The sequence below is a fragment of the Natrinema sp. H-ect1 genome (genome assembly GCF_041821105.1).
Classification (GTDB): domain Archaea; phylum Halobacteriota; class Halobacteria; order Halobacteriales; family Natrialbaceae; genus Natrinema; species Natrinema thermotolerans.
The window spans coordinates 775987-795016 of record NZ_JBGUBA010000001.1; the positions used below are offsets into that span (position 1 = coordinate 775987).

At 66.1% G+C, this 19030-nt stretch carries 19 protein-coding genes and 1 tRNA gene; 10 read left to right on the forward strand and 10 right to left on the reverse strand.

Annotated elements, in window-relative coordinates; all coding sequences use genetic code 11:
- Positions 1-183: 183 nt before the first annotated feature.
- Positions 184-2109: an aldehyde ferredoxin oxidoreductase family protein gene (locus ACERIM_RS03950; protein ID WP_373631339.1), complete on the reverse strand. Its 1926-nt coding sequence runs from the start codon at positions 2107-2109 to the stop codon at positions 184-186.
- A gap of 203 nt (positions 2110-2312) precedes the next feature.
- Complete coding sequence (locus ACERIM_RS03955; protein ID WP_373631341.1) at positions 2313-3515, reverse strand: FAD-dependent monooxygenase; 1203 nt, start codon at positions 3513-3515, stop codon at positions 2313-2315.
- An 83-nt stretch (positions 3516-3598) separates the two neighbouring features.
- Here ACERIM_RS03955 and ACERIM_RS03960 point away from each other — a divergent pair, with 83 nt between their 5' ends.
- The gene (locus ACERIM_RS03960) at positions 3599-4261 is read left to right on the forward strand and encodes a helix-turn-helix domain-containing protein (RefSeq protein ID WP_006650179.1); all 663 of its coding nucleotides are present in this window, start codon (positions 3599-3601) and stop codon (positions 4259-4261) included.
- 29 nt (positions 4262-4290) lie between these two features.
- On the opposite strand, the gene ACERIM_RS03965 is transcribed toward ACERIM_RS03960, so the two are convergent.
- Both ACERIM_RS03965 and ACERIM_RS03970 read right to left on the reverse strand, forming a co-directional pair.
- Complete coding sequence (locus ACERIM_RS03965) at positions 4291-4491, reverse strand: DUF1328 family protein (RefSeq protein WP_006650178.1); 201 nt, start codon at positions 4489-4491, stop codon at positions 4291-4293.
- Between the two features lie 108 nt (positions 4492-4599).
- Positions 4600-6483 (reverse strand): bacterio-opsin activator domain-containing protein, encoded by a 1884-nt coding sequence (locus tag ACERIM_RS03970; RefSeq protein ID WP_373631343.1) that lies wholly within the window; start codon positions 6481-6483, stop codon positions 4600-4602.
- 105 nt (positions 6484-6588) lie between these two features.
- Between ACERIM_RS03970 and ACERIM_RS03975 the strand changes: the two genes are divergently transcribed.
- Together ACERIM_RS03975 and ACERIM_RS03980 are read left to right on the forward strand one after the other, a co-directional pair.
- Entirely contained in the window at positions 6589-6780 is a 192-nt protein-coding gene (locus ACERIM_RS03975) for an HVO_0649 family zinc finger protein (RefSeq protein ID WP_006650176.1), read from the forward strand.
- 336 nt (positions 6781-7116) lie between these two features.
- Complete coding sequence (locus tag ACERIM_RS03980) at positions 7117-8187, forward strand: hypothetical protein (protein WP_373631344.1); 1071 nt, start codon at positions 7117-7119, stop codon at positions 8185-8187.
- Between the two features lie 66 nt (positions 8188-8253).
- Here the strand turns inward: ACERIM_RS03980 and ACERIM_RS03985 are convergent, their stop codons facing one another.
- Positions 8254-8823 carry an NUDIX hydrolase gene (locus tag ACERIM_RS03985; protein WP_373631345.1) on the reverse strand — a complete coding sequence of 190 codons (570 nt, stop codon included), beginning with the start codon at positions 8821-8823 and terminating at the stop codon, positions 8254-8256.
- 185 nt (positions 8824-9008) lie between these two features.
- Between ACERIM_RS03985 and ACERIM_RS03990 the strand changes: the two genes are divergently transcribed.
- A complete protein-coding gene (locus ACERIM_RS03990; protein WP_006181375.1) occupies positions 9009-9284 on the forward strand; it encodes a PadR family transcriptional regulator in 276 nt (91 codons plus the stop codon).
- An 82-nt stretch (positions 9285-9366) separates the two neighbouring features.
- Here the strand turns inward: ACERIM_RS03990 and ACERIM_RS03995 are convergent, their stop codons facing one another.
- The 3 genes from ACERIM_RS03995 to ACERIM_RS04005 form a co-directional block, all read right to left on the reverse strand.
- Positions 9367-9621 (reverse strand): hypothetical protein, encoded by a 255-nt coding sequence (locus ACERIM_RS03995; protein WP_006650172.1) that lies wholly within the window; start codon positions 9619-9621, stop codon positions 9367-9369.
- Positions 9622-9760: 139 nt separating this feature from the next.
- Positions 9761-10489 carry a hypothetical protein gene (locus ACERIM_RS04000; RefSeq protein ID WP_373631347.1) on the reverse strand — a complete coding sequence of 243 codons (729 nt, stop codon included), beginning with the start codon at positions 10487-10489 and terminating at the stop codon, positions 9761-9763.
- Positions 10490-10567: 78 nt separating this feature from the next.
- Positions 10568-10852: a hypothetical protein gene (locus ACERIM_RS04005; protein WP_373631349.1), complete on the reverse strand. Its 285-nt coding sequence runs from the start codon at positions 10850-10852 to the stop codon at positions 10568-10570.
- 166 nt (positions 10853-11018) lie between these two features.
- On the opposite strand from ACERIM_RS04005, the gene ACERIM_RS04010 reads away from it, so the two are divergent.
- The 6 genes from ACERIM_RS04010 (at position 11019) to ACERIM_RS04035 (ending at position 17698) form a co-directional block, all read left to right on the forward strand.
- Positions 11019-11408 (forward strand): PPOX class F420-dependent oxidoreductase, encoded by a 390-nt coding sequence (locus ACERIM_RS04010; RefSeq protein WP_373631350.1) that lies wholly within the window; start codon positions 11019-11021, stop codon positions 11406-11408.
- Positions 11409-11519: 111 nt separating this feature from the next.
- The gene (locus ACERIM_RS04015; RefSeq protein WP_373631352.1) at positions 11520-11948 is read left to right on the forward strand and encodes a DUF5518 domain-containing protein; all 429 of its coding nucleotides are present in this window, start codon (positions 11520-11522) and stop codon (positions 11946-11948) included.
- 90 nt (positions 11949-12038) lie between these two features.
- Complete coding sequence (locus ACERIM_RS04020; RefSeq protein ID WP_373631354.1) at positions 12039-13619, forward strand: acetolactate synthase large subunit; 1581 nt, start codon at positions 12039-12041, stop codon at positions 13617-13619.
- 150 nt (positions 13620-13769) lie between these two features.
- Positions 13770-15851, forward strand: coding sequence for a hypothetical protein (locus tag ACERIM_RS04025; RefSeq protein WP_373631355.1), 2082 nt, complete (start codon positions 13770-13772; stop codon positions 15849-15851).
- A gap of 161 nt (positions 15852-16012) precedes the next feature.
- Entirely contained in the window at positions 16013-16237 is a 225-nt protein-coding gene (locus ACERIM_RS04030) for a hypothetical protein (RefSeq protein WP_006650166.1), read from the forward strand.
- A gap of 399 nt (positions 16238-16636) precedes the next feature.
- Positions 16637-17698, forward strand: a complete 1062-nt coding sequence (locus ACERIM_RS04035) for a hypothetical protein (protein ID WP_373631357.1) — start codon at positions 16637-16639, stop codon at positions 17696-17698.
- Positions 17699-18160: 462 nt separating this feature from the next.
- Here the strand turns inward: ACERIM_RS04035 and ACERIM_RS04040 are convergent.
- A tRNA-Pro gene (locus ACERIM_RS04040) sits at positions 18161-18233 on the reverse strand.
- A gap of 84 nt (positions 18234-18317) precedes the next feature.
- The gene (gene trmY, locus ACERIM_RS04045; RefSeq protein ID WP_373631359.1) at positions 18318-18920 is read right to left on the reverse strand and encodes a tRNA (pseudouridine(54)-N(1))-methyltransferase TrmY; all 603 of its coding nucleotides are present in this window, start codon (positions 18918-18920) and stop codon (positions 18318-18320) included.
- Between the last annotated feature and the right edge of the window lie 110 nt (positions 18921-19030).

The window sequence follows — 19030 nt, forward strand, 5'->3', positions numbered from 1 at the left end:
GTTCGCCGTCTTCGGATCGATTGTAGTGGATCCCGCTCGAGTCGACACCGTTCGTCGATAGATTCCTTCTCGTCGCATCGCTGCCGTCGTCTACTGCTCGGATCGGACGACAGCGGTCGGTAGGGCGACCGACACCCTTCCGGACACGCCGTCTCGAGCGCGAAAACGATCCGACGGTCCCGCTCAGTCGTCGCTCGAGACCGCCGCACCGCCCTCGCCGCTGACGCCGGTGCCGGGGCCGAGGTCGATGCCGAGTTCGTCGAGTTTCTCGTCGGGGACGACCCCGTCGACCCAGCCGCGGTGGTCGTAGTACTCTTCTTTCATCTCCTCGAGTTCGCAGTACTCGCCCTCGCTTGCACCCTGCCCGCGGATGCCGTCCTCGAGGAAGCGCGCGGGTAGGGAGTCGTCGGAGCCGTCGAAGCCGTTGAGGTTGTTGTAGTAGCGCTCTAAGTTGTAGATGCGCTCGCCGGCTTCGAGCAGTTCCTCCTCGCCGACGTCGCGGCCGGTCATCCCGTTGTACTGCAGGACGTACTCCTCGATGCCCTCCGCGAAGGCGTTGAACTTGCAGATGTCGAAGGAGTCGCTGATGGCGTGGAGGTCCTGGAACTGGGCGGTGAGTTCGCCCTTGCCCTCGTACTCGTAGGGGTCGACCTTCTCGGGGATCCCGAGGATTTCGGCTGCGGGGGTGTACCCGCGCAGATGGCAGGCCCCGCGGTTCGAGGTGGCGTAGCCGATTCCCATGCCTTTCATGCAGCGGGGGTCGTAGGCCGCGATGGTCTGGCCTTTGACCGCCAGCGAGTTGTCGTGGGCGTCTTTCGCCTCGGCGACGCGGCGCGGTCCCTCCGCGAGCAGGTCGCCGAAGTCGTCCTCGCGGTGGGCGATGCGCTCGATCATGTCGATCATCGTCTCGGTGTCGCCCCACTCGAGTTCGCCGACGCCCTCGAGTTTGCCCTCCTCGGTCATCTCCATGGCCATCGCCATCATGTTGCCCGCGTCGATGGTGTCGATGCCCATGTCGTTACAGCGCTCGAGCATGAGCGCGATCTTGTCGCGGTCGGTGTGGCCGGAGTTCGGGCCGAGCGCGTAGGCCGACTCGTACTCGTAGGACTCGGTGCGGACGTTCATCTCCTCGCCCTTGTGCATCGTCGTCACCTCGACTTCCTTCTTGCAGGCGACGGGACAGGAGTGACACGTCGGCTCGTCGACGAGGATGTTCTCGCGGACGTTCTCACCGGAGACCCGTTCGGCGTCGATGTCGACGCCCTCGGCCTCGCGCATGCTCTTGGTCGAGGTGTATTTCCCGTTTTTGGTCGGGAGGCCGTCCATCTCCTCGCCGATGTTCATCAGGACGTTGGTGCCGTACATCGAGAGGCCGCCCTCGTTGGGCGCGGTGACCTCCGATTCCTGGATGGCCTGCATGGCCTGTTGGTGGCCCTCCTTGAACGTCTCCGGGTCGGCCGGCTTCGGCATCTTCGTCGAGGACTTGACGACGACGGCCTTGAGGTTCTTCGACCCCATGACACAGCCGGTGCCACCGCGGCCGGAGGCCCGGTCGTCCTCGTTCATAATGGAGGCGTACTTGACGCCGTTCTCGCCGCCGGGGCCGATCCCCATGATCGAGAGGTTCTTACCGTAGGACCCCTCGACTTCCTCCTCGATGGCATCGCGCGTGTCGTGGAAGCCCTCGCCCCAGAGGTGGGAGGCATCGCGCAGTTCGACTTCGCCGTCCTCGACGAAGGCGTAGACCGGTTCGTCGGCCTCACCTTCGAAACACAGGCCGTCGAAGCCGGACCACTTGAGCCGAGCGCCGGACCAGCCGCCGTGGTGGCTGTCGGTAACTGTACCGGTCAGCGGCGATTTGGTACAGATGGCGATCCGGCCGCTCATCGTTACCTGCGTGCCCGACAGCGGCCCGTTCATGAAGGCCAGCAGGTTGTCGGGTCCGAGTGGATCGACGTCCGGACCCTGGTCGAAGACGTACTTTACCCCAAGCCCCCGCGCACCGATATACTGCTTTGCATCTTCGTCGTCGATCGACTCGTATGCGACTTCCCCGTCCGAGAGATCGATGCGGGCGACCCTGTCTTGAAATCCGCCGAGTTCAGTCATGGTAACCGTTCCGTGTTAGCTACGACGCCCAGCACGTTAGTTGTTGACAGTCAAACGTAACCGGGTTCGGTTATCCCATCTCCGACACCGATCGCGAGCCGCCAACTCGCGAGTGGGGGCCGATTCGAAGGCGTGACTCTCTCGAGACGGAACGGGGACTCCGACACCGTAACCGATACCGGACGGTCGGCCTCGAACGGGGGTCAGTCGCCCGTCCCGTGGCCAGCGTCCGGGGCCGTCGGGAGCGAGGTCCCGGCGATCCGGGTCCGGCGAGCGCGGCGGAACACCGCGTCCGGACAGAGGCCGAACGCGAGGTTCCGTACTCGACAGCCGATCCTCGAGCGGATCGTCGCGATCGTGCCGAGGCGATGTGACTCGGAGCGAACCCGCTCGGCTCTCGGCATCCGCTCGGCGACGTACGCGTCGATGGCCGCGGACGGCTCCTCGCGGGCGGCAAGCGAGTGGGCCAGGGTGAGTGCGTCCTCGATCGCCTGTGCCGCCCCCTGCCCGGCGAACGGATACATACCGTGTGCCGCGTCGCCGGCGAGGACGACCGAGCCGTGAGACCACCGCTCGAGCGGCGGGACGTCTTCCAGGGCGGTGACGACGACGTCGTCCGGCTCGAGCGAGTCGACGACGGACGGCATCGGCTCGGGATAATCGGCGAGCCGGTTCCGAAGGGCCGACAGCTGGTCTCGAGTCGTCGCCGCGGACTCGGCCTGTCGTCCGGCCACAGTCGCGAACCAGTAGAACCGGTCGTCGCCGATCGGCGCGCCGCCCGCGTACGTGCCGTCACCCCACACCTCGAACCCCAGCGCACGGTGTGCCGGCGGCAGTTCGATCTCGGCGACCGCCCGGTAGACGACGCTGTCGAGCGTCCGCAATTCGACGTCGGGCACGACCGCGTCGCGGACGGTCGAGTGGATGCCGTCCGCGCCGACGACCACGTCCGGCCGAACGCGGGTGCCGTCGTCGAACCGAACGGTCGGCGTTTCCCCCGCGTCGACCGCTGTGCATGCCGTCCCGGTTTCGACCGTGCCGTCGAGTTCGTCGAGCAGGATCCGCTGTAGGTCGGCGCGGTAGATCGCGACCGCTCCGTACCCGAACGCGGACCGTTCGACGCCGTTCAGGTCGAACCGCGACAGGACCCGTCCACTCGGCGAGCGGATCCGGACGTCCTCGAGCGGCTTCCCGGCCGCTCGGACCCGATCGACGATGCCGAGTCGGTCGAAGACGAGAAGCGCGTTCGCCTGCAGGAGGATGCCGGCACCGACGGGCCGGTAATCGGATGCCGCCTCGTAGACGGTCGGTTCGATGCCGCGTTGCTCGAGTGCGATCGCCGTCGTCAGGCCACAGATACCGCCGCCGACGACGGCGACGTCGAGTGTCGCTTGCATCCGGGTCATATCCAGTCTTCGAGCGCCACAGCGAAGCGCGAACTGCAGCGTATGCATTGTCCTTTAAGTTCGAGCGACGGCGATGGGCGGGTATGCGCTATCTCACCGTTCTCGTCCGCCCGACGGAGAGCGGTGCGTTCCACCCGGTCGGGGAGGCGCTCTCGGCGGCCCCCTCGATCGGTCGGGAAGCCATCCATCAGGTCGAACGACTCGCCGACGGGACGGTGCTGTTGCTCGCGGAGGGGAGCGGCGATCGAGATCGGTACGCGGAGATCATGCGGGACTCGCCACACGTGGTCGATCACATGGTCTCCGGCGAGCGGACCGGGCGGTGGATGGCGGTGAGTCAGTTCGAGCCGACGGCTCCGATGCGCCGGCTCCTCGAACTCGAGCGCGACTCGGACATCGTCATCGAAATGCCGATCCGCATCACCGACGACGGCTCGCTCCGAGTCACCCATCTCGGAAGCGAGTCGGCCCTCCGGACCCTGTTCCGGGAGGTGATGTCGGAACTCCCGCTCACCTTCGAGGTCGTCAAGACGGGGACGTACGAACCCGACGAAAGAGCGTTCACGCGACTGCTAACGGCCCGCCAGCGGGAGGTCCTCGAGGCGGCAGTCGAGGTCGGCTACTACGCCGCACCGCGGCAGGCGACCCACGAGGACGTGGCGGCCGCCGTCGGGATCGCACCGGTGACCGCGGGCGAACATCTCCGCAAGATCGAGCAGCGAGTGTTCGAGGCGCTGGTCCGCTGATCGGGGCCGGGCCGCCCGCGAGACCGCGGCTATAACAGGAGCGCGACCACGGCGAGGATGATGAAAATCAGCACGAAGATCCGTGCGATCTCCATCGAGATGCCGGCGACCCCGCGGGCGCCGACGGCGGCGGCGACGATCGCGAGGACGAAGAAGATGATCGCCCAGTACAGGAACCCACCACCCGTCTGCAGCGGCACGTTCTGCAGCGGCATCGTGAACGAGAACATGCTCATCGCTCCCACGACTGCTCACATAAACCTCCGCGACCGTCCACGACCGTTCTGGGTCCTAAGCCGTGGCTACAGGTCACGAGCGAAGACAGTCCGGGCCGGGGGTTACGCGTCCCCGAAGAACGCGCGACAGAGCTTCGCCTCCGCCGTCCGCAGGTGTTCGTGGAACGTCGGCCGCGAAACACCCATCGACTGGGCGAGTTCCTCGCCGGTCGTCGGCCGGGGCCACTCGAAGTAGCCGCCGAGATAGGCCCGCTGTAGGGCCCCGAACTGGCGGTCGGTCAACGCCTCCTCGAGCCGGGCGGCGAACTCCTGGCGGGTCTCGCCCTCGCGTTCGCGTTGCTGGAACGAACGGACGTCGGTGCCGGCGTAGCGGTCCTCTATGGCCTCGACGATCGAGCGGACGTTCGCCGAGCGGGGGATCTCGAGGGTGACCCGTGCCCGGCCGTCCTCGGCCTCGATCGCCTGCGTTCGGGCGCCCCGTTCCGAGAGCCAGCCGACGAGGCCGGAGTCGCCGGTCAGTTCGACCAGACACTCGTCGTCGTGTTCGACGACGACCCGGCAATCGACCCCCTCGAGGTCCGCGACTGCCGCGGTGAGATCCTCGCCGGTTGCACCGGCGACGGTAAACAGCGACGCCGTCTCGTCGCCGGTGCGATGAACTGACCGGCGGTACTCCAGCCGACAGTCAGCCGCCGACGAGAGTGCTGCCGGCGCGAACGACCGGTCGGCCAGCTCGAGTTCGACGGCGACGACGGCGTCGGTCGCGAGGACCCGGCTCGTCTCGCGGGCATTGACACCGCTTGCGATCGATCGGGCCAGCGCGGAGAGGATGACCGTCTCCCGCTCGTCGACGTCCCGGTCTCGGTCGGCCCGAACCGTCAACACGCCGTACTCGATGCCGTTGTACGACAGCGGCAGGGCGACACAGGTGCGGCCGTCGACCGTACCGACCGCGGGATCGGTCGTCTCGAGGGTCTCGACGGCGGGATGGTCCGCCCCGGTCTCGAGCTGCTGGCGGTCCGCTCCGCTGCCCGCACTCGAGCGAACGTCGATCGTGCCGGTCGCGGGGTTCCGTTCCCCGATCCAGGCCCCGTCGTAGCCGTCTTCGGCGGCGATCCGCTCACAGACCTCGCTCTCGAGCTCCGATCGATCCGTCGAGCCGGCGACGACCGCGGTCACGTCCTGGATCAGCCCCTCGACGCGATCGAGGATGTACTCGAGTTCCTCGGTCCGTTCCTCGAGTGCGAGTTCGGCCTCCTTGCGCGCGGTGACGTCGTTCTGGAAGCCGACGTAGTTGGTCACCGCGCCGTCCTCGTCGCGGACGGGCGCGATGGTCACCTCGTTCCAGAACTCGGTCCCATCTTTCCGGTAGTTTTTGAGTTCGACGGTCACCGGGTAGTCCTCCGCGACGGCCGCCGCCATCTCCGCGATGGCCGCCTCGCTGGAGTCTTCTCCCTGGAGGAACCGGCAGTTCCGCCCGACCACCTCGTCGTACTCGTAGCCGGTCATCTCCTCGTAGGCCTCGTTGACGTACACCAGCGGGTTGTCCTCCATGTCGGGATCGGAGATGGTGATCCCGACCGGCGCCTCCTCGAGCGCGCGGTCCTTGACGAGTCGGTCCCGAGTGCCGGCCAGTGCCCCCTCGTCGCCGGCGCCGGTCGCCCCGCGGTCGAACGTGATCGTCGCGCCGTCGACCCCGCGGTGGATCCGCGCGCCCTGCCGATCGTCGTCGAAATCGACCCGGCGAACGGTGCCGACCGTCGTCTCGTCGATCGCCGTCGCGAGCCGGTCCCAGTAGCCCGGGAGAGCGGTCGCGGCGTCGCGGTCGGCCTCGCCGATCCCGAAGGCGTCGCGCGCGGCCTCGTTCGCGTACGTGATCGTCCCGTCAGCGACCGCCACGAGCGGATCGACGACGTGTTCGAGGGCACGTGCTGCGGCCGCGGGGTCGCCGACGTTACCACGCCGGTCCGCATCCACATCGTCCATACCTCCGTATACGGACGGATCCCTAAGAACCGTTGCGATCGGACGAACCATCCCAGCCGCGTCGCAGGCTAGATTGTTAAATACCACCACGGTGTAGTGTAACACATGTCAGCGTATCGATCACCGTTCGAGCGGCTCCGGGAGAAGTTCGACGAGGCCGAGCGTCGCTGTCCGGAGTGTGGCTACGTCGACACCGAGGGCGGCTGGCGCGTGACCACGTCCGGCGGCCGGGTCCGCTACCAGTTCGTCTGTCCCACCTGCGACGCCGTCGAAACCCGGGAACTCCGCCTCGAGTGATCGCTCACCGGGGCTCGGGCGACCGCAGCCGTTCGCGAGCGGCGACGCCGACCGTCGTGCGCCCAGTTTCGGACGGAAACCCGCCTTTTTCCGCAGGAGCCGTCGGTAACGAGGAACTGAGACCGACTGGATGGCGCAGAATCGTCGGTTTCAGTCGTCGCGGCGTCGATCCGGCGGGCACTGCCGATCGCTTGCAGTCGGTCGCAGCCGACGCAGTCGAACGGGGGTCGTATGACCGCGATCGATCGGCTCCGGGCTCGAAAGGGCTGTTTTCCCCGTTCTAATCCCGTAACAGTCGACCGGTTTTAGCCGAGGATCGCTCCTACGTCGGTCCGTATGGTTTCACGACCACGAACACTCGGTGTCGCGTTCGTCGCCGTGCTGGTCGCGCTCTCGGGGGGTCCCGCCCTCGCAGGGGCAACCGCACCGGCCGCGAACGACGACGACGGAGACATGAGCGACACGAGCGCAACGCTACAGAACGTCCAGGTCGGGACGCTGGAACTCGAGAACGTCACGGTTCGAAACGCCACGATCGAAGAACTCAGCGTCCAGCAGTTGGACGTCCAGAACAGCGAGGGGCTCCAAGACGCACTGAACGAGTCCGCGGACGACCAGTCCGCCGGAAACGACACCGCGGCCGGCAACGAGTCCGCGGGCGACGAGGTCACGATCTCGAACGTCGCGTTCGAGTCGCTCGCGCTCGAGAACGTCTCGATCGAGGATCTCGGCGGAACCGATGGCGCCAACGCGACCGACAACGAGAGCGCCGCCGGCGAGAACGACTCCGCGGCCGGCATCGGACAGGCGATCGACGAAGAAACCACGAACGTCACCGTCGGGAACATGACGATCGAGTCGATGACCACGGAGCAACTGACCGTCGAGGACCTGACTGTCGAGGACGACGGTGGCGGCATCCTCTCGGGGATCTCCGACTTCATCGGCGGCCTGTTCGGCGGTGACGGCGACGGCGAGGCCAACGAGAGCGAGAACGCCAGCACGCAGGATATCGAGGAACTGACCGTCGAGGAGTTCGACGTCGACGAGATCACGGTCACCTCGATGACCGTCGGCAGCCTCGAGACACAGGCCGACGGGAACGAGACGGCGGGCAACGAGACCGGCGGAAACGAAACGACGGCGAACGAGACTGGAGAGAACGAAACCACCGGCAACGAGACGGCTGGCAACGAAACGGAACCGACCGGTACCGACGACGAGATGGCGGGCGAGACGATCCCGTCGCTCGAGGCCGGATCAATGACGATCGACGACGTCGCCGCGAGCAGTGTCACCCTCGGTGAAACCGACGGATTACAGGCCGCCCTCGAGCAGCCACAGGGCGAGAACGGGACGGCCACAAACGAGAGCGGAAACGAGACAGCAGCCAACGAAACCGGGTGACGCGGAACGGCGTTTCCCCGGTCCCCGTAGCCGCTCCGCGGCCTTTCGTCGCTGCTCTCCGGCCGACTATGCTTCGTCCGAGTCCCGGTCCGGCCCGAACAGTCGGTAGTACGAGAGCGCGAGGACGGTCCGACCGTCGCGGACCTCGCCGTCGGCCACCGCATCGGTCAGCGCCTCGAGCGACCGGGTTCGGACGCGAATGCTCTCGTTGTGATCGAGGCGCTGTTCGGCGGTCGGCCGACAGCCCCGGGCGACGAAGAGGTGTAATACGGCGTCGGCGATCCCGTTTGCCGGTTCGACGGTCACCAGCGGCTCCAGCTCGTCGGCCTCGTGGCCGGTCTCCTCGGCGAGTTCGCGGCGCGCCGCCGCCTCGAGGTCGTCGTCCTCGGGTTCGGTGCCGCCGACGGGGAGCCCGTGGCTGACCCGGGAGACGGCCTGTCGCCACTCGTCGATACAGACGACGTCGCCGTCGGGGGTCAACGGCAGCACACAGACGCTGGCCGGCTCCGAGAGGTAATCGAAGTCGGTTTCGGTCCCGTCGGGGAGTCGAACGGACTCGTTAACGACGTCGAACCCCGGACAGGAGTAGGCTACGCGACGATCGCGGGTCTCCCACTCGAGCGAATCGGTTGGCACAACGGCGGCTACGGCCGTCCGGGTCAAAAACGCCGCGTCGTGTCCGCGGTCGCGCTCGGGGTGCAGGCAAGCGCCGTTTGCGGCCGGTACCGATCCTACGCGGTCCGTTCCGGTTCGGTCGGCCGACGTACCCGCTCTATAACAAAGCCACAGCGAGGTGAACGTCGTCACTCAGAGGGTGATCCATGGACCAGCTAACTGGCTTCCAACGTGACCTGTTGTACGTGATCGCAGGGAAAGATCGGCCGTCCGGACAGGCCATTCTCGACGATATCAACGACTACATCGAGCAGCCGGTGACACACGGTCGGCTGTATCCGAACCTCGATACGCTCGTCGAGAAAGACCTCGTGGAAAAGGGGCAACTCGATCGCCGGACGAACTACTACGCGCTGACGCCCAAGGGCCGACGCGCACTTCAACGCCGTCAGGAGTGGGTCGACCAGTACGTCGACGTGTGACTTCTGACGCCGTGGCCGTTTTGACCCAGCCCGGGAGCCACGCCTCTCGTCGGTAGACCGATCGGCGGCCGCTGGGCGGCGATCACCGTGCGTCGTCGAGATCGACGACCGTCTCGAGATCCGCCGCGAGCCAGGCGTTGAGCTTCGCCTCGGTCGACCCGTCGCGTGGCACGAGCGTACAGCGATCGCATTCCGACTCGTAGCGGACCACGACGGCCTCGAACAGGGCCGCATCGGCGGGTCCGGCTCGGTCGTCGGTCGCGTCCTCGTTGCCAGTTCCCCCGTCGGTCCCGTCAGTAGCGCCGTCCATGGTGATCTCGGCGAGCGTCGTCGCCACCGGTAGTAGGGGCTGGGCGGTAAAAACGACTACTAGTTGGAGTATAGAGGGGTCACGTGAACTCGGTACCGTTCGAAAACGGCCTCGAGCGCGTCGGCCGTTCGCCAGTCTTCGACACGGCGACACCCCGGCGGCGGGCTCACTTCGACTCGAACGCGACCGTCTCGAGGTCGGCCTCGAGATCCCGCACGTGGTCGTTGAACGCGGTGACGAACGCGGGGACGTCGTCGACCAGTCGGCGAACTTCGGGGGCCGGCGGCGGGCCGTACTGCGAGAGGAGGTAGATCCCGTCCTCGCCGCCGACGCGCAGATAGGAGACCGCGTCGCCGTCCCACTTCAGCTCCCAGCGGGTCCCGTCGATCGTCGTCGCGTAGGTGCCGTAGTCGCCGTCGTAGCGGTGGAGTTGGCCAGCCATCGCGGTACAGACCTCGCGGATCCGCTCGAGGGTTCGATCCCGCTGGGCGGCCAGCTCCGCGGTCGATTCGACCTCGGGGAACGTCTCCGGTACGTCCGCAAAGAGGTCCTCGAACGACCGGACGTACTCGTTGAAGGCCGCGACGAAGGCGTCGTAGTCGGTCATCGCCCGCTCGAGCGCGTCGGGCTCGGGCGGCTGCTTGCTCGAGACGGCGTAGATCTCCGACCCCGACTGGGGCTCGTATCGCAGGTACTGTACGTCGCCGGCCTCGTACTTGAGCGTCCAGCTGCCGGCGTCGGTGGTGAACGTCTTCTGTCCGTAGTCGCCGCCCTGTAAAACGGCCAACTCCCGTGCGATCCGGCCGGCGTGGGTCCGCACCCGGGTCGCCAGCTCGTCGCGCTGCTGGGCGATGTCGTCCGCCCCTTCGACGTCCGCCTCGAGTCCGTCGGTCATCACCCGATCGAGGGGCCGGGGGCCGGTAACGGTTTCGCCACGGGTTGCTGGCGGGAAGGTGTGACGCGGGCGGATGAGTTACTCGCTCTCGGTGGTCGTGTTCTCGCTCTCGTTATCGCCGCCCGTTTCGTTGGTCGCGTTTTCGGTTTCATTACCGGCGGTTTCATTGGGGCCGTCGTCCGTACTCGGTTCCTCGTCCTCCTCGATGTCCTGACCGTTGCCCGTCCCCTCTTCGGCCTCGGTCTCGCCGTCGCTCTCGTTGTCGCCGCCCGGCCCGCCACAGCCGGCCAGGAAGGCGCTCGAGGCCGCGACACCGGTCAGTCCCAGCACGCGTCGGCGAGTCGTCGACGGGTCGGTGGTCATACGCCACGAGTCGAGTGCGACCGGAATAAGCCGTCAGGCGGCACGCGCGTGGTCGTCGACGCACGCGGCCGCGGGAGGGGCCGATCGCCGTCGCCGGGTCCGCGACGCCTCGTTCCCGGTCGAGGTAGGCACCACGCCCAAGAACAGGGCCGGTGAACCGGGGTCCATGGTCTCGATCCCCGAGGAGTTCCACGACCTGTTCGAGAAGGAAACGTTCGCCCACGTCGCGACGCTGACCGACGAGGGGCTGCCCCACGTCACGCCGGTCTGGATCGACTACGACGCGGCTGACGACCGGCTGCTGATCAACACCGAACGGGGCCGCCAGAAGGAGCGCAACGTGCAGAACAACCCCGGCGTCGGCGTCAGCATGACCGACCCCGACGACCCCTATCGGTTCCTCTCGGTGATCGGCGAGGTCGAGGAAATCACGACCGACGGCGCTCGAGCCCACATCGACGAACTGGCCCGGCGCTATCAGGACGTCGACGAGTACCAGCCGACGATCGAAACCGAGCGCGTGATTTTGCGGATTCGGCCGGATCGGGTCCTGTGACCCGCCATGGGACGGACCGATCTCGAACGCCAGCGGCCGTCCCGCTGCGAGTCCCCGGTCGAAAATATGAGCAGCGGAACAGCTATGTTCCTCAGTTTTTAAATATCCCGTATGACGGTGCCGGGAGCGATCGCCGACCCACAGTGGCGCGCGCCGATTATCGCGGGGCTCGCATCGGTTCCGGTCACGCTCGTTCTCCAGTGGCGGTCCGCCGGCAGCTACGTCTTCGTGCCCGTGCTTTTCGCTGGTCTGGTCGTCGGCTATCTGTTCGCCGAGCGACCGCCCTCGAGCCGCCGTGCCGGGATGCAAGCAGGTCTGGTTGGCGGACTCGCCCTGCTTGGGGGCGGGGTTCGGTTCCTCACGGACATCCCCGAGTATTCGTTCCCGATCGGTCTCTCGGTCCTCGCGGGACTCTACACGGCCCTCGTCGTCGTCCTCTACATCGGCTACTTCGGGCTCGTCGGGGGCATCGGGGGACTCGTCGGCGGCTGGCTGGCGAACAGGATCGGCGGGTCCCGATCGGAGCCCGTCGCGAGGTGACGCGCCACTCGGTCGCAGTCGACGGCGGCTCGAGATCCCGGGGCCGCCTGCAGGGCCGGTGATTAATGCCGACGGTGTGGACGGCCGCCTATGGCAACCACCGCGGCCCTGCTGGTCGACTGTCTCGAGGCGGAGGGTGTCGAACGGGTCTTCGGCGTGCCGGGCGAGGAGATCGAGGATCTGCTGTTCGCGCTGCGGGCGTCGTCGGTCCGCTTTATCCCGACGCGCCACGAACAGGGCGCGGCGTTCATGGCTGACGTCCACGGCCGGCTGACCGGCGCGGCCGGCGTCTGTCTGTCGACGCTGGGCCCCGGCGCGACGAACCTGATGACCGGCGTCGCCGACGCCCAACTGGACAAGAGCCCCGTCGTCGCGATCACGGGTCAGGGCGGCCGCGAGCGGCTGCACAAGGAGAGCCACCAGGCGCTGGACGTCGTCGACGTCTTCGAGCCGATCGTCGAGTGGAACACCCAGATCGGGGAGCCCGAGATCGCCCCCGAGTCGGTACGCAAGGCGTTCAAACTCGCCGAGTACGAGAAGCCGGGCGCGACCCACCTCGAGTTTCCCGAAGACGTCGCGGCGGCCGAGATCGACGCGGAGCCGATCGATCGTCGCGATCCGGTCCGGCGGCCGGATCCGGACGACGAGTCGGCCGCGCGGGCCGCCCAATTGATCGCCGACGCCGAGCGGCCGCTCCTGCTGGCGGGCAACGGCGCGGTCCGGACCCGCGCGTCGGAGCAGGTCCGGGCGGTCGTCGACCGCGTCGGACTCCCGGTCGTCGAGACCTACATGGGAAAGGGGGCGATCTCGGACCGCGAGCCGGCATCGCTGATGACGCTCGATTCAGGCCCGGACGAGGAGGCCGCGCGGGCGATCGAGCGGGCCGACTGCGTCGTCGCCGTCGGCTACGACATCGCCGAACACGATCCACAGGGGTGGAATCCGGACCGCGAGAAGACCATTATCCACGTCGACTACGAGCCCGCGGAGGTCTACCGCCACTACAACCCCGACGTCGAGATCGTCGCCGACGTCGGCGCGGCGCTGTCGGCCATCGCCGACGACCTCTCCGCGGCGGCCTGTTCGCTGTGGTGTGACGACCTCCACGACCGGCTGCTCGAGGGCGTGACGGAGCCGCCGACCGACGGCGACCCGGTGACGGTGCGAAACGCCCTCCCGCTCCTACGCGAGGCGATGGCCGATTCCGACGTACTAGTCTCGGACGTGGGCAGTCACAAGATGGCCATCGCCCAGTCGTTCCCGACCTACGAGCCGAACACCTGCGTGATCTCGAACGGGCTGGCGAGCATGGGGATCGCCGTCCCGGGCGCGCTGGCGGCCGATCTGGCCGTCGATGCGAACGTCGTGGCGGGCACCGGCGACGGCGGGTTCCTGATGAACGCGGCCGAACTCGAGACCGCGACCAGACTGGACTGTGGCTTTACCACCGTCGTCTTCGACGACGAGGACTACGGGCTCATTTCGGAGAAACAGGAGGCCCATCGGGCCGACCACACCGGCACCGAGCTGACGACGCCGGACCTGGTGACCTTCGCCGAGAGCTTCGGGATCGAGGCCTACCGCCCCGACGGGTGGGACGAACTCGAGGCAGCGTTCGCCGGGGCCGTCCCGGCGAACGAACTGGCGGTGATCCAGGTCCGACTCGAGTGAGCGACGACGGGCCGCCGGCCGTCGACGGCAGGGGCGCGTCGGCTGGGGCGGACAGAAGCTACTTGGTCGATCAGGCGTATCCGACGGTATGTTCACTCGGCAGCCGAGCGGCCGCATCTCGAAGCGGGCGGTGACGGACGGTGACGGTACGTGACCGACGCAGACGGGACCAACGTGGATCGGCGAACGGTACTCGGCGCGCTCGCCGGCGTCGGCGGGGCCGCCCTCGCCGGCTGTTCGGCGTTCGAACGGGAAAGCGACGCCGAGACCGAGCAACTGGACGACGACGCGGCGCGGGAGTTGGCCGAGCGGTTCGCCCCGACGTTGTACTTCGACAGCCGGGAGCCGTGGTTCCCGACGGACCCTCGGCCCTACGAAAGCGAGCGCGACGGCGACACCGTCGTCGACGGCTTCGACGCGCTCGAGGGGTACCACGCCCAAGCGAGCGACGGGGAGCCGCCGAACCCGGCCGTCTTCTACCACGCCGTCGCGTACGAGGACTCGCCGCTGGCGGCCGTCCAGTTCTGGTCGTACTCGGCGTTCGACCAGTTCACGACCAACTTCCACTGGCACGACTGGGAGGTACTCCACGTCTTCGTCGACACCGAGACCGACGAGCCCCAACTGTACGTCGCCAGCTCCCACTCCAGAAAGGTCCCCAACAACGAGTTCCTGGATCCCGACCCCGACGCCGTCCCACGGGTCCTCTCGGAACTGGGCTCGCACTCGAGTACGCTCTCGGTCAACGACGTGCCGGATCGCTTCCAGCGGGTCGCCGTCGAGGACCTGCTGGCGGACATCACGAACACGGCAATCGAAGGGATCGAGGACCTCGCCGAGATCCCGCTGGCGTACGGGCTGCCCCGCGACGAGGGCTCGCGACTCCCCTACGTCGTTCCGGAGTACGAGGGCGCGCCGCTGTACGACCACGAGGACCTGCCGTCCGTCACCCGCGACTCGTTGATCGACGCGGCGGTGACGGTCCGCTCGTTCGACGCGCTGACATCGCCGCCGACCGATCTCCCGGCCCGCGAAACGGGGCTGGTCTTCGACCACCGCGAGCGCGCCGGCGACGCCGACGTCGCGTACGACCTCGTCCCGACCGCCGACCTCGAGCATATCACCGAGTTTTCGGGGCCGCAACTGAGCTTCGAGTTCGCCGTCCCCGACGCCGTCGAGGACGCCGTCGCCGGCCACATCACGGCGACCGGTACCCCGTGGAGCCAGCCCCGCTACGAGAACCCGGCGACTGACATCTCCGCGCCGAACCACCGAGAAGCGCTGGCCGACCGCTACGACGCCATCGGTGACCCTGCACCGATAAACACCGTCGTCAGCGAGATCACGGCGGCGGTGACGGCCGACGACGCGCCGACCGACGAGGGGCTGACGACGACCGCGACGGGGGTCGAATCGGTCGTCCTGCTCGAGAGCGACCCCGAAGCCGTACCGACCTTCGACGGCGTCGCCGTCGTGCAGGACGTGCCGGCCGGCGACCACCGACTGACCGTCAACGGGGCCGGGACGGCACCCCACAGCGAGCGCGTTACCGTAGCCGACGACGGCGCGACGACGGCGGCCGGCGTCGACGGCGAGATCCCGCTGGTCGCCCGCGAGCGTGCGACGAAACTCGAGGTCGGCGGCGAGGAAAGCGACGGGGAGCTATCGCGGGTGGCCCTCGAGGATGACTTCGCCGGACGACTCTACGAGTCGGCGGTCGATGGCAGCGACGCGGTCTACGTCCACGACGGCGGGGCCTACACGACCGAGGTCCGGGACGCCGACGACGAGATCGGTGCCTATCGGGTCAACCCCGATCCCGGCACCGAGGAACCGGTCCGAATCGACCGCCCCGAGACCGGCACGGCATCGTTGGCGTCGTTCGTCGCGGAAATCGCCGCGGAGACGCAGGCTGCGGTCGCCGCGGTCGAACCCGAGGGCGATACGGACGACGACGATGACAACGGTTCGTCGAACCCCGTCACCGGTCTCGAGCGCGCCCTCGCGGCCGTCGCCGACTCCGCCAGCCGGGCCGCCGAACGAGCGCGCGCTGGCGATCGCGGAAACGCGGACGAGCAACTCGAGACCGTCCGGGACCGGCTCGAGCGGGTCGGAGAGCGTCTCGCCGCAGCGGAGGAAGACATGCCGGCGTCGCTCTCGCGGGCGACCGAGAAGCGTCTCGAACAGGCCGATCGGCGCGCCGAACAGGCCCGGGCGTCCGAGACGCTGTGAGGGCGGTCGTCGCCGACAGCGTCCAGTGCGGATGTCGTTGTGCGTAGCGATCGCGATGATCGCGACGCAATCGACCCGCTAGCCGGGGTCGAGCGGGTACTCGACCGCGAAGGTTTTCCGTTTGGGTGTCGTTAACAATAAACAGAGATGGGATCGGGTCCGTGACGAAATCCGACGACGAGCGGGAGAAAGCCGCTGGTATTTGCCGGCGCTGCGGGGAACTGTTTACGGTGTGGGAATCCTGCGACGGGACCGTCCGGCCAGTGAGTCCCCACAATGCCTGTTCGTGTACGGACCCGTCGCTGCGGGTCATCGACGGGGGCGAGGTCTTCGAGGACGAGGACGCGGACTCGGACGAAAACGGAACGGCACATCCCGGAGTGTGACCGCCTCGAGCGAAGTACACCAGTCGGCGGGTATGATCCTATCGCTGGCGGTGTTCACGACAGACATCGATCGCAACCGGGAAGAGGTGACTCGACGGTTTTCGGTTCTCGTCGGGTATGATTCGAGAGTCACGTCAAGCGAGGTTATTACGGGATCCGTAAGACGAACACGGGGAACCCGACTCCCGTTCGTGGTTCGGTGTCGACAGTTCAACGAAAGCGCGATTATAACTAGTTCTATACTGCCGGGAAGGGCACCAATGGTGATGATCAGTTCCGAAATAATATGTCCTGTCGGGGGAAGGCTGTGAGACGCTCTTTACCCAACCTTTACCTTATTAGTAGATATATAGGAATAATATAAAAATACAATAATTTAATTAGTTCAGGATAGGATGGATGGTTGATAAAAACCACCGTTTCGGACGCCGAACAGTTCTGAAATCGTTAGGCGCTTCAGTCGGCGGGATAACGCTCGGCGTTGGCGCTAGCGGAGTCGGTAGTGCAGCGCCGACTAGCACGCCATACGATCCAAACTGGGTTGAGTCCGATGTCGGGAAAGAACACGAGTCGTGGGACCGAGACGAGCCCAAGCCCGACATGTACATGAGTACCTATCAGGGTGTGGCAGAAGTCGGCGTAAGTGTCCATCGCGTCCTTTCGTTAGTGGGTGTCGAACACCTCGATGATCCGTTCCGCTTAAACACGAGTCACTCCTACCTTTATGCGTTTAATTTCGCATCATTCGGGGCGGGTATTTGGAAGCAATACCAAAATCTGTACCAAGGCGAAGGCGGAACGATCACCGATCCAAAGACAATCCCCTCACTATTCGAGGCTGATCATACAATGGAACTGGAGGTACAGAATACGAACCAAACGGACATGCTCAACGAGGACAATGCGAAATTCGCGGCACTTGACGGCCTACTAACCCAACATGTCGATGATGTCGGCACGGGTTCCGAGTGGCTGTCTGCCACGAGTACTGAAGATATCGATTATGATCAGATAGACGCAGTAAATGACAAATTTGCGCAGGGGGCAGGACTCGCTCTCGGGATCGGTAGTACGATCGCTAGCGGCGGGGTTGCAACCCTGCTGGGTGGGGCCGGAGTCACGCTTTCGGCCGCAAATATGATCGACGAGATGAGTGATGAGGACCTCGGAATTGACACTGCTGATAACGGCCAGCACTGGCAGATGGATTTCAACGGGAGTGGTAGCATTCCTGCATACCTAGCAGGCGTTTATTTCACACTAGAAGTCCCACCAGGTGAAGGATTCACTTTAGAGGTGAACGACGATTATAGTATCGACGAACCGCTGTATTCACAGCAGTCTAAGTATTCGGAGGCCGACGAGATGTTGTCGAGTCATGATAGCGACACGTTCCTCGTTGATATCAAGCCCAATTGGACGGAGAACGAGGATTACATCAGCGAGCCAGAGGTCCTCTAACGTCAGAATAGTCCAATTGTGAGCCATACGATGGACTGATCGCATAAACGCATACATTTCACCTTCCTTTTCTATATCCTTACCTGTACAGTAGAATTGATAGCCCCCGGTAGCCCACTACGAGCGGCGGAACGTTACCGACACGAATTCGAACTGGGCAAGACGGTCGCGTTCACCTCGTTCGCACGCTGCGACTTGCTGGCTCGAATTCGCTTGGCGAAACGACTTCCCCGCACTCGGAGCGCTTCGCTGTCGCTCAGCGTTCGTAGAGTGTGGGAACGGTAGTGGGCCGGCGCGAATTCGAATCATGCGAGACTCGCGGTACTCGTCTCGCTTGCTCTCGTTCGCTTCGTCGCCGGCCTGCGGCCGGCTTCCAGCGGGACCGCCGGTCCCGCACCGCTCACGAGAACGCGGTTACGGCCACCCGACGGTCGTCACTGGACGAACGAAAGTGGGGAAAAGTGGGCCGGCGCGAATTCGAATCGCGGTTACGGCCACCCGAAGGCCGAAGGATACCAAGCTACCCCACCGGCCCGCAATCGAAACGTACCCGGCCGGGCGTTTAACGCTTGCGAAAGCCGCCGTCCGACCGCCCGAGGGGAGTCGGTCCCCGCGAGCCTCAGCACCGCTCGTAGCCGTCGGTGTCCAGATAGTGGTGCGCGACGGTGATCGCCTGATCGGCGTGCAGGAGTTCCGGCCCCAGCCGAAGCCGCTGCTCCGCGTAGTTCTCGAGCAGCGCCGCTTCGTCGGCGGTGAAATCCCGATGGTCCGACAGCACGAAGATCCCGTCGGCGAGCGTCGTGGGGTCGACGTCGACGACGGCGTCGCCCTCCTCGTGGAGTTGGATCACCGGGCCGTCGTCGGCGATTTCCTCGAGGGTCCCCTCGAACCCGCGCCGGTACAGCTCGACTCCGGGACTGGGCTCGGCCGGGAGGGCACCGATGGCGTCCTCGCGATGCTCGAGGGCGTTGCGGACCAGCGCGGCGGTACTGCGTTCGTCAGGATTGAGCCGCTGTAGCTCGCGTCCGTCGAAGGTAATGGTGAGTTCGTCCTGTGCGACCAGGTGAACGCGGACGGCCTCCCGGATGCCGTGGGAGGTAACGAACGCGGCGGTGATCGATCGACAGAGCGCGTCGAGGCGACCGGCCCCGCCCGCGAGGTCGTCCAGCGAGAAGTCGGGCTCGGTTGGGATGTCGTGACCGAGCAACACGAACTGGCGCATACCGGTGCAACGAGGACGAACGGAATAGCTGCCACGGTTCCGGATCGGCGGTTCGGCCCGACAACTGTGAAACGATCGATAACATATATCACGGTGATTCTCTAGATTGG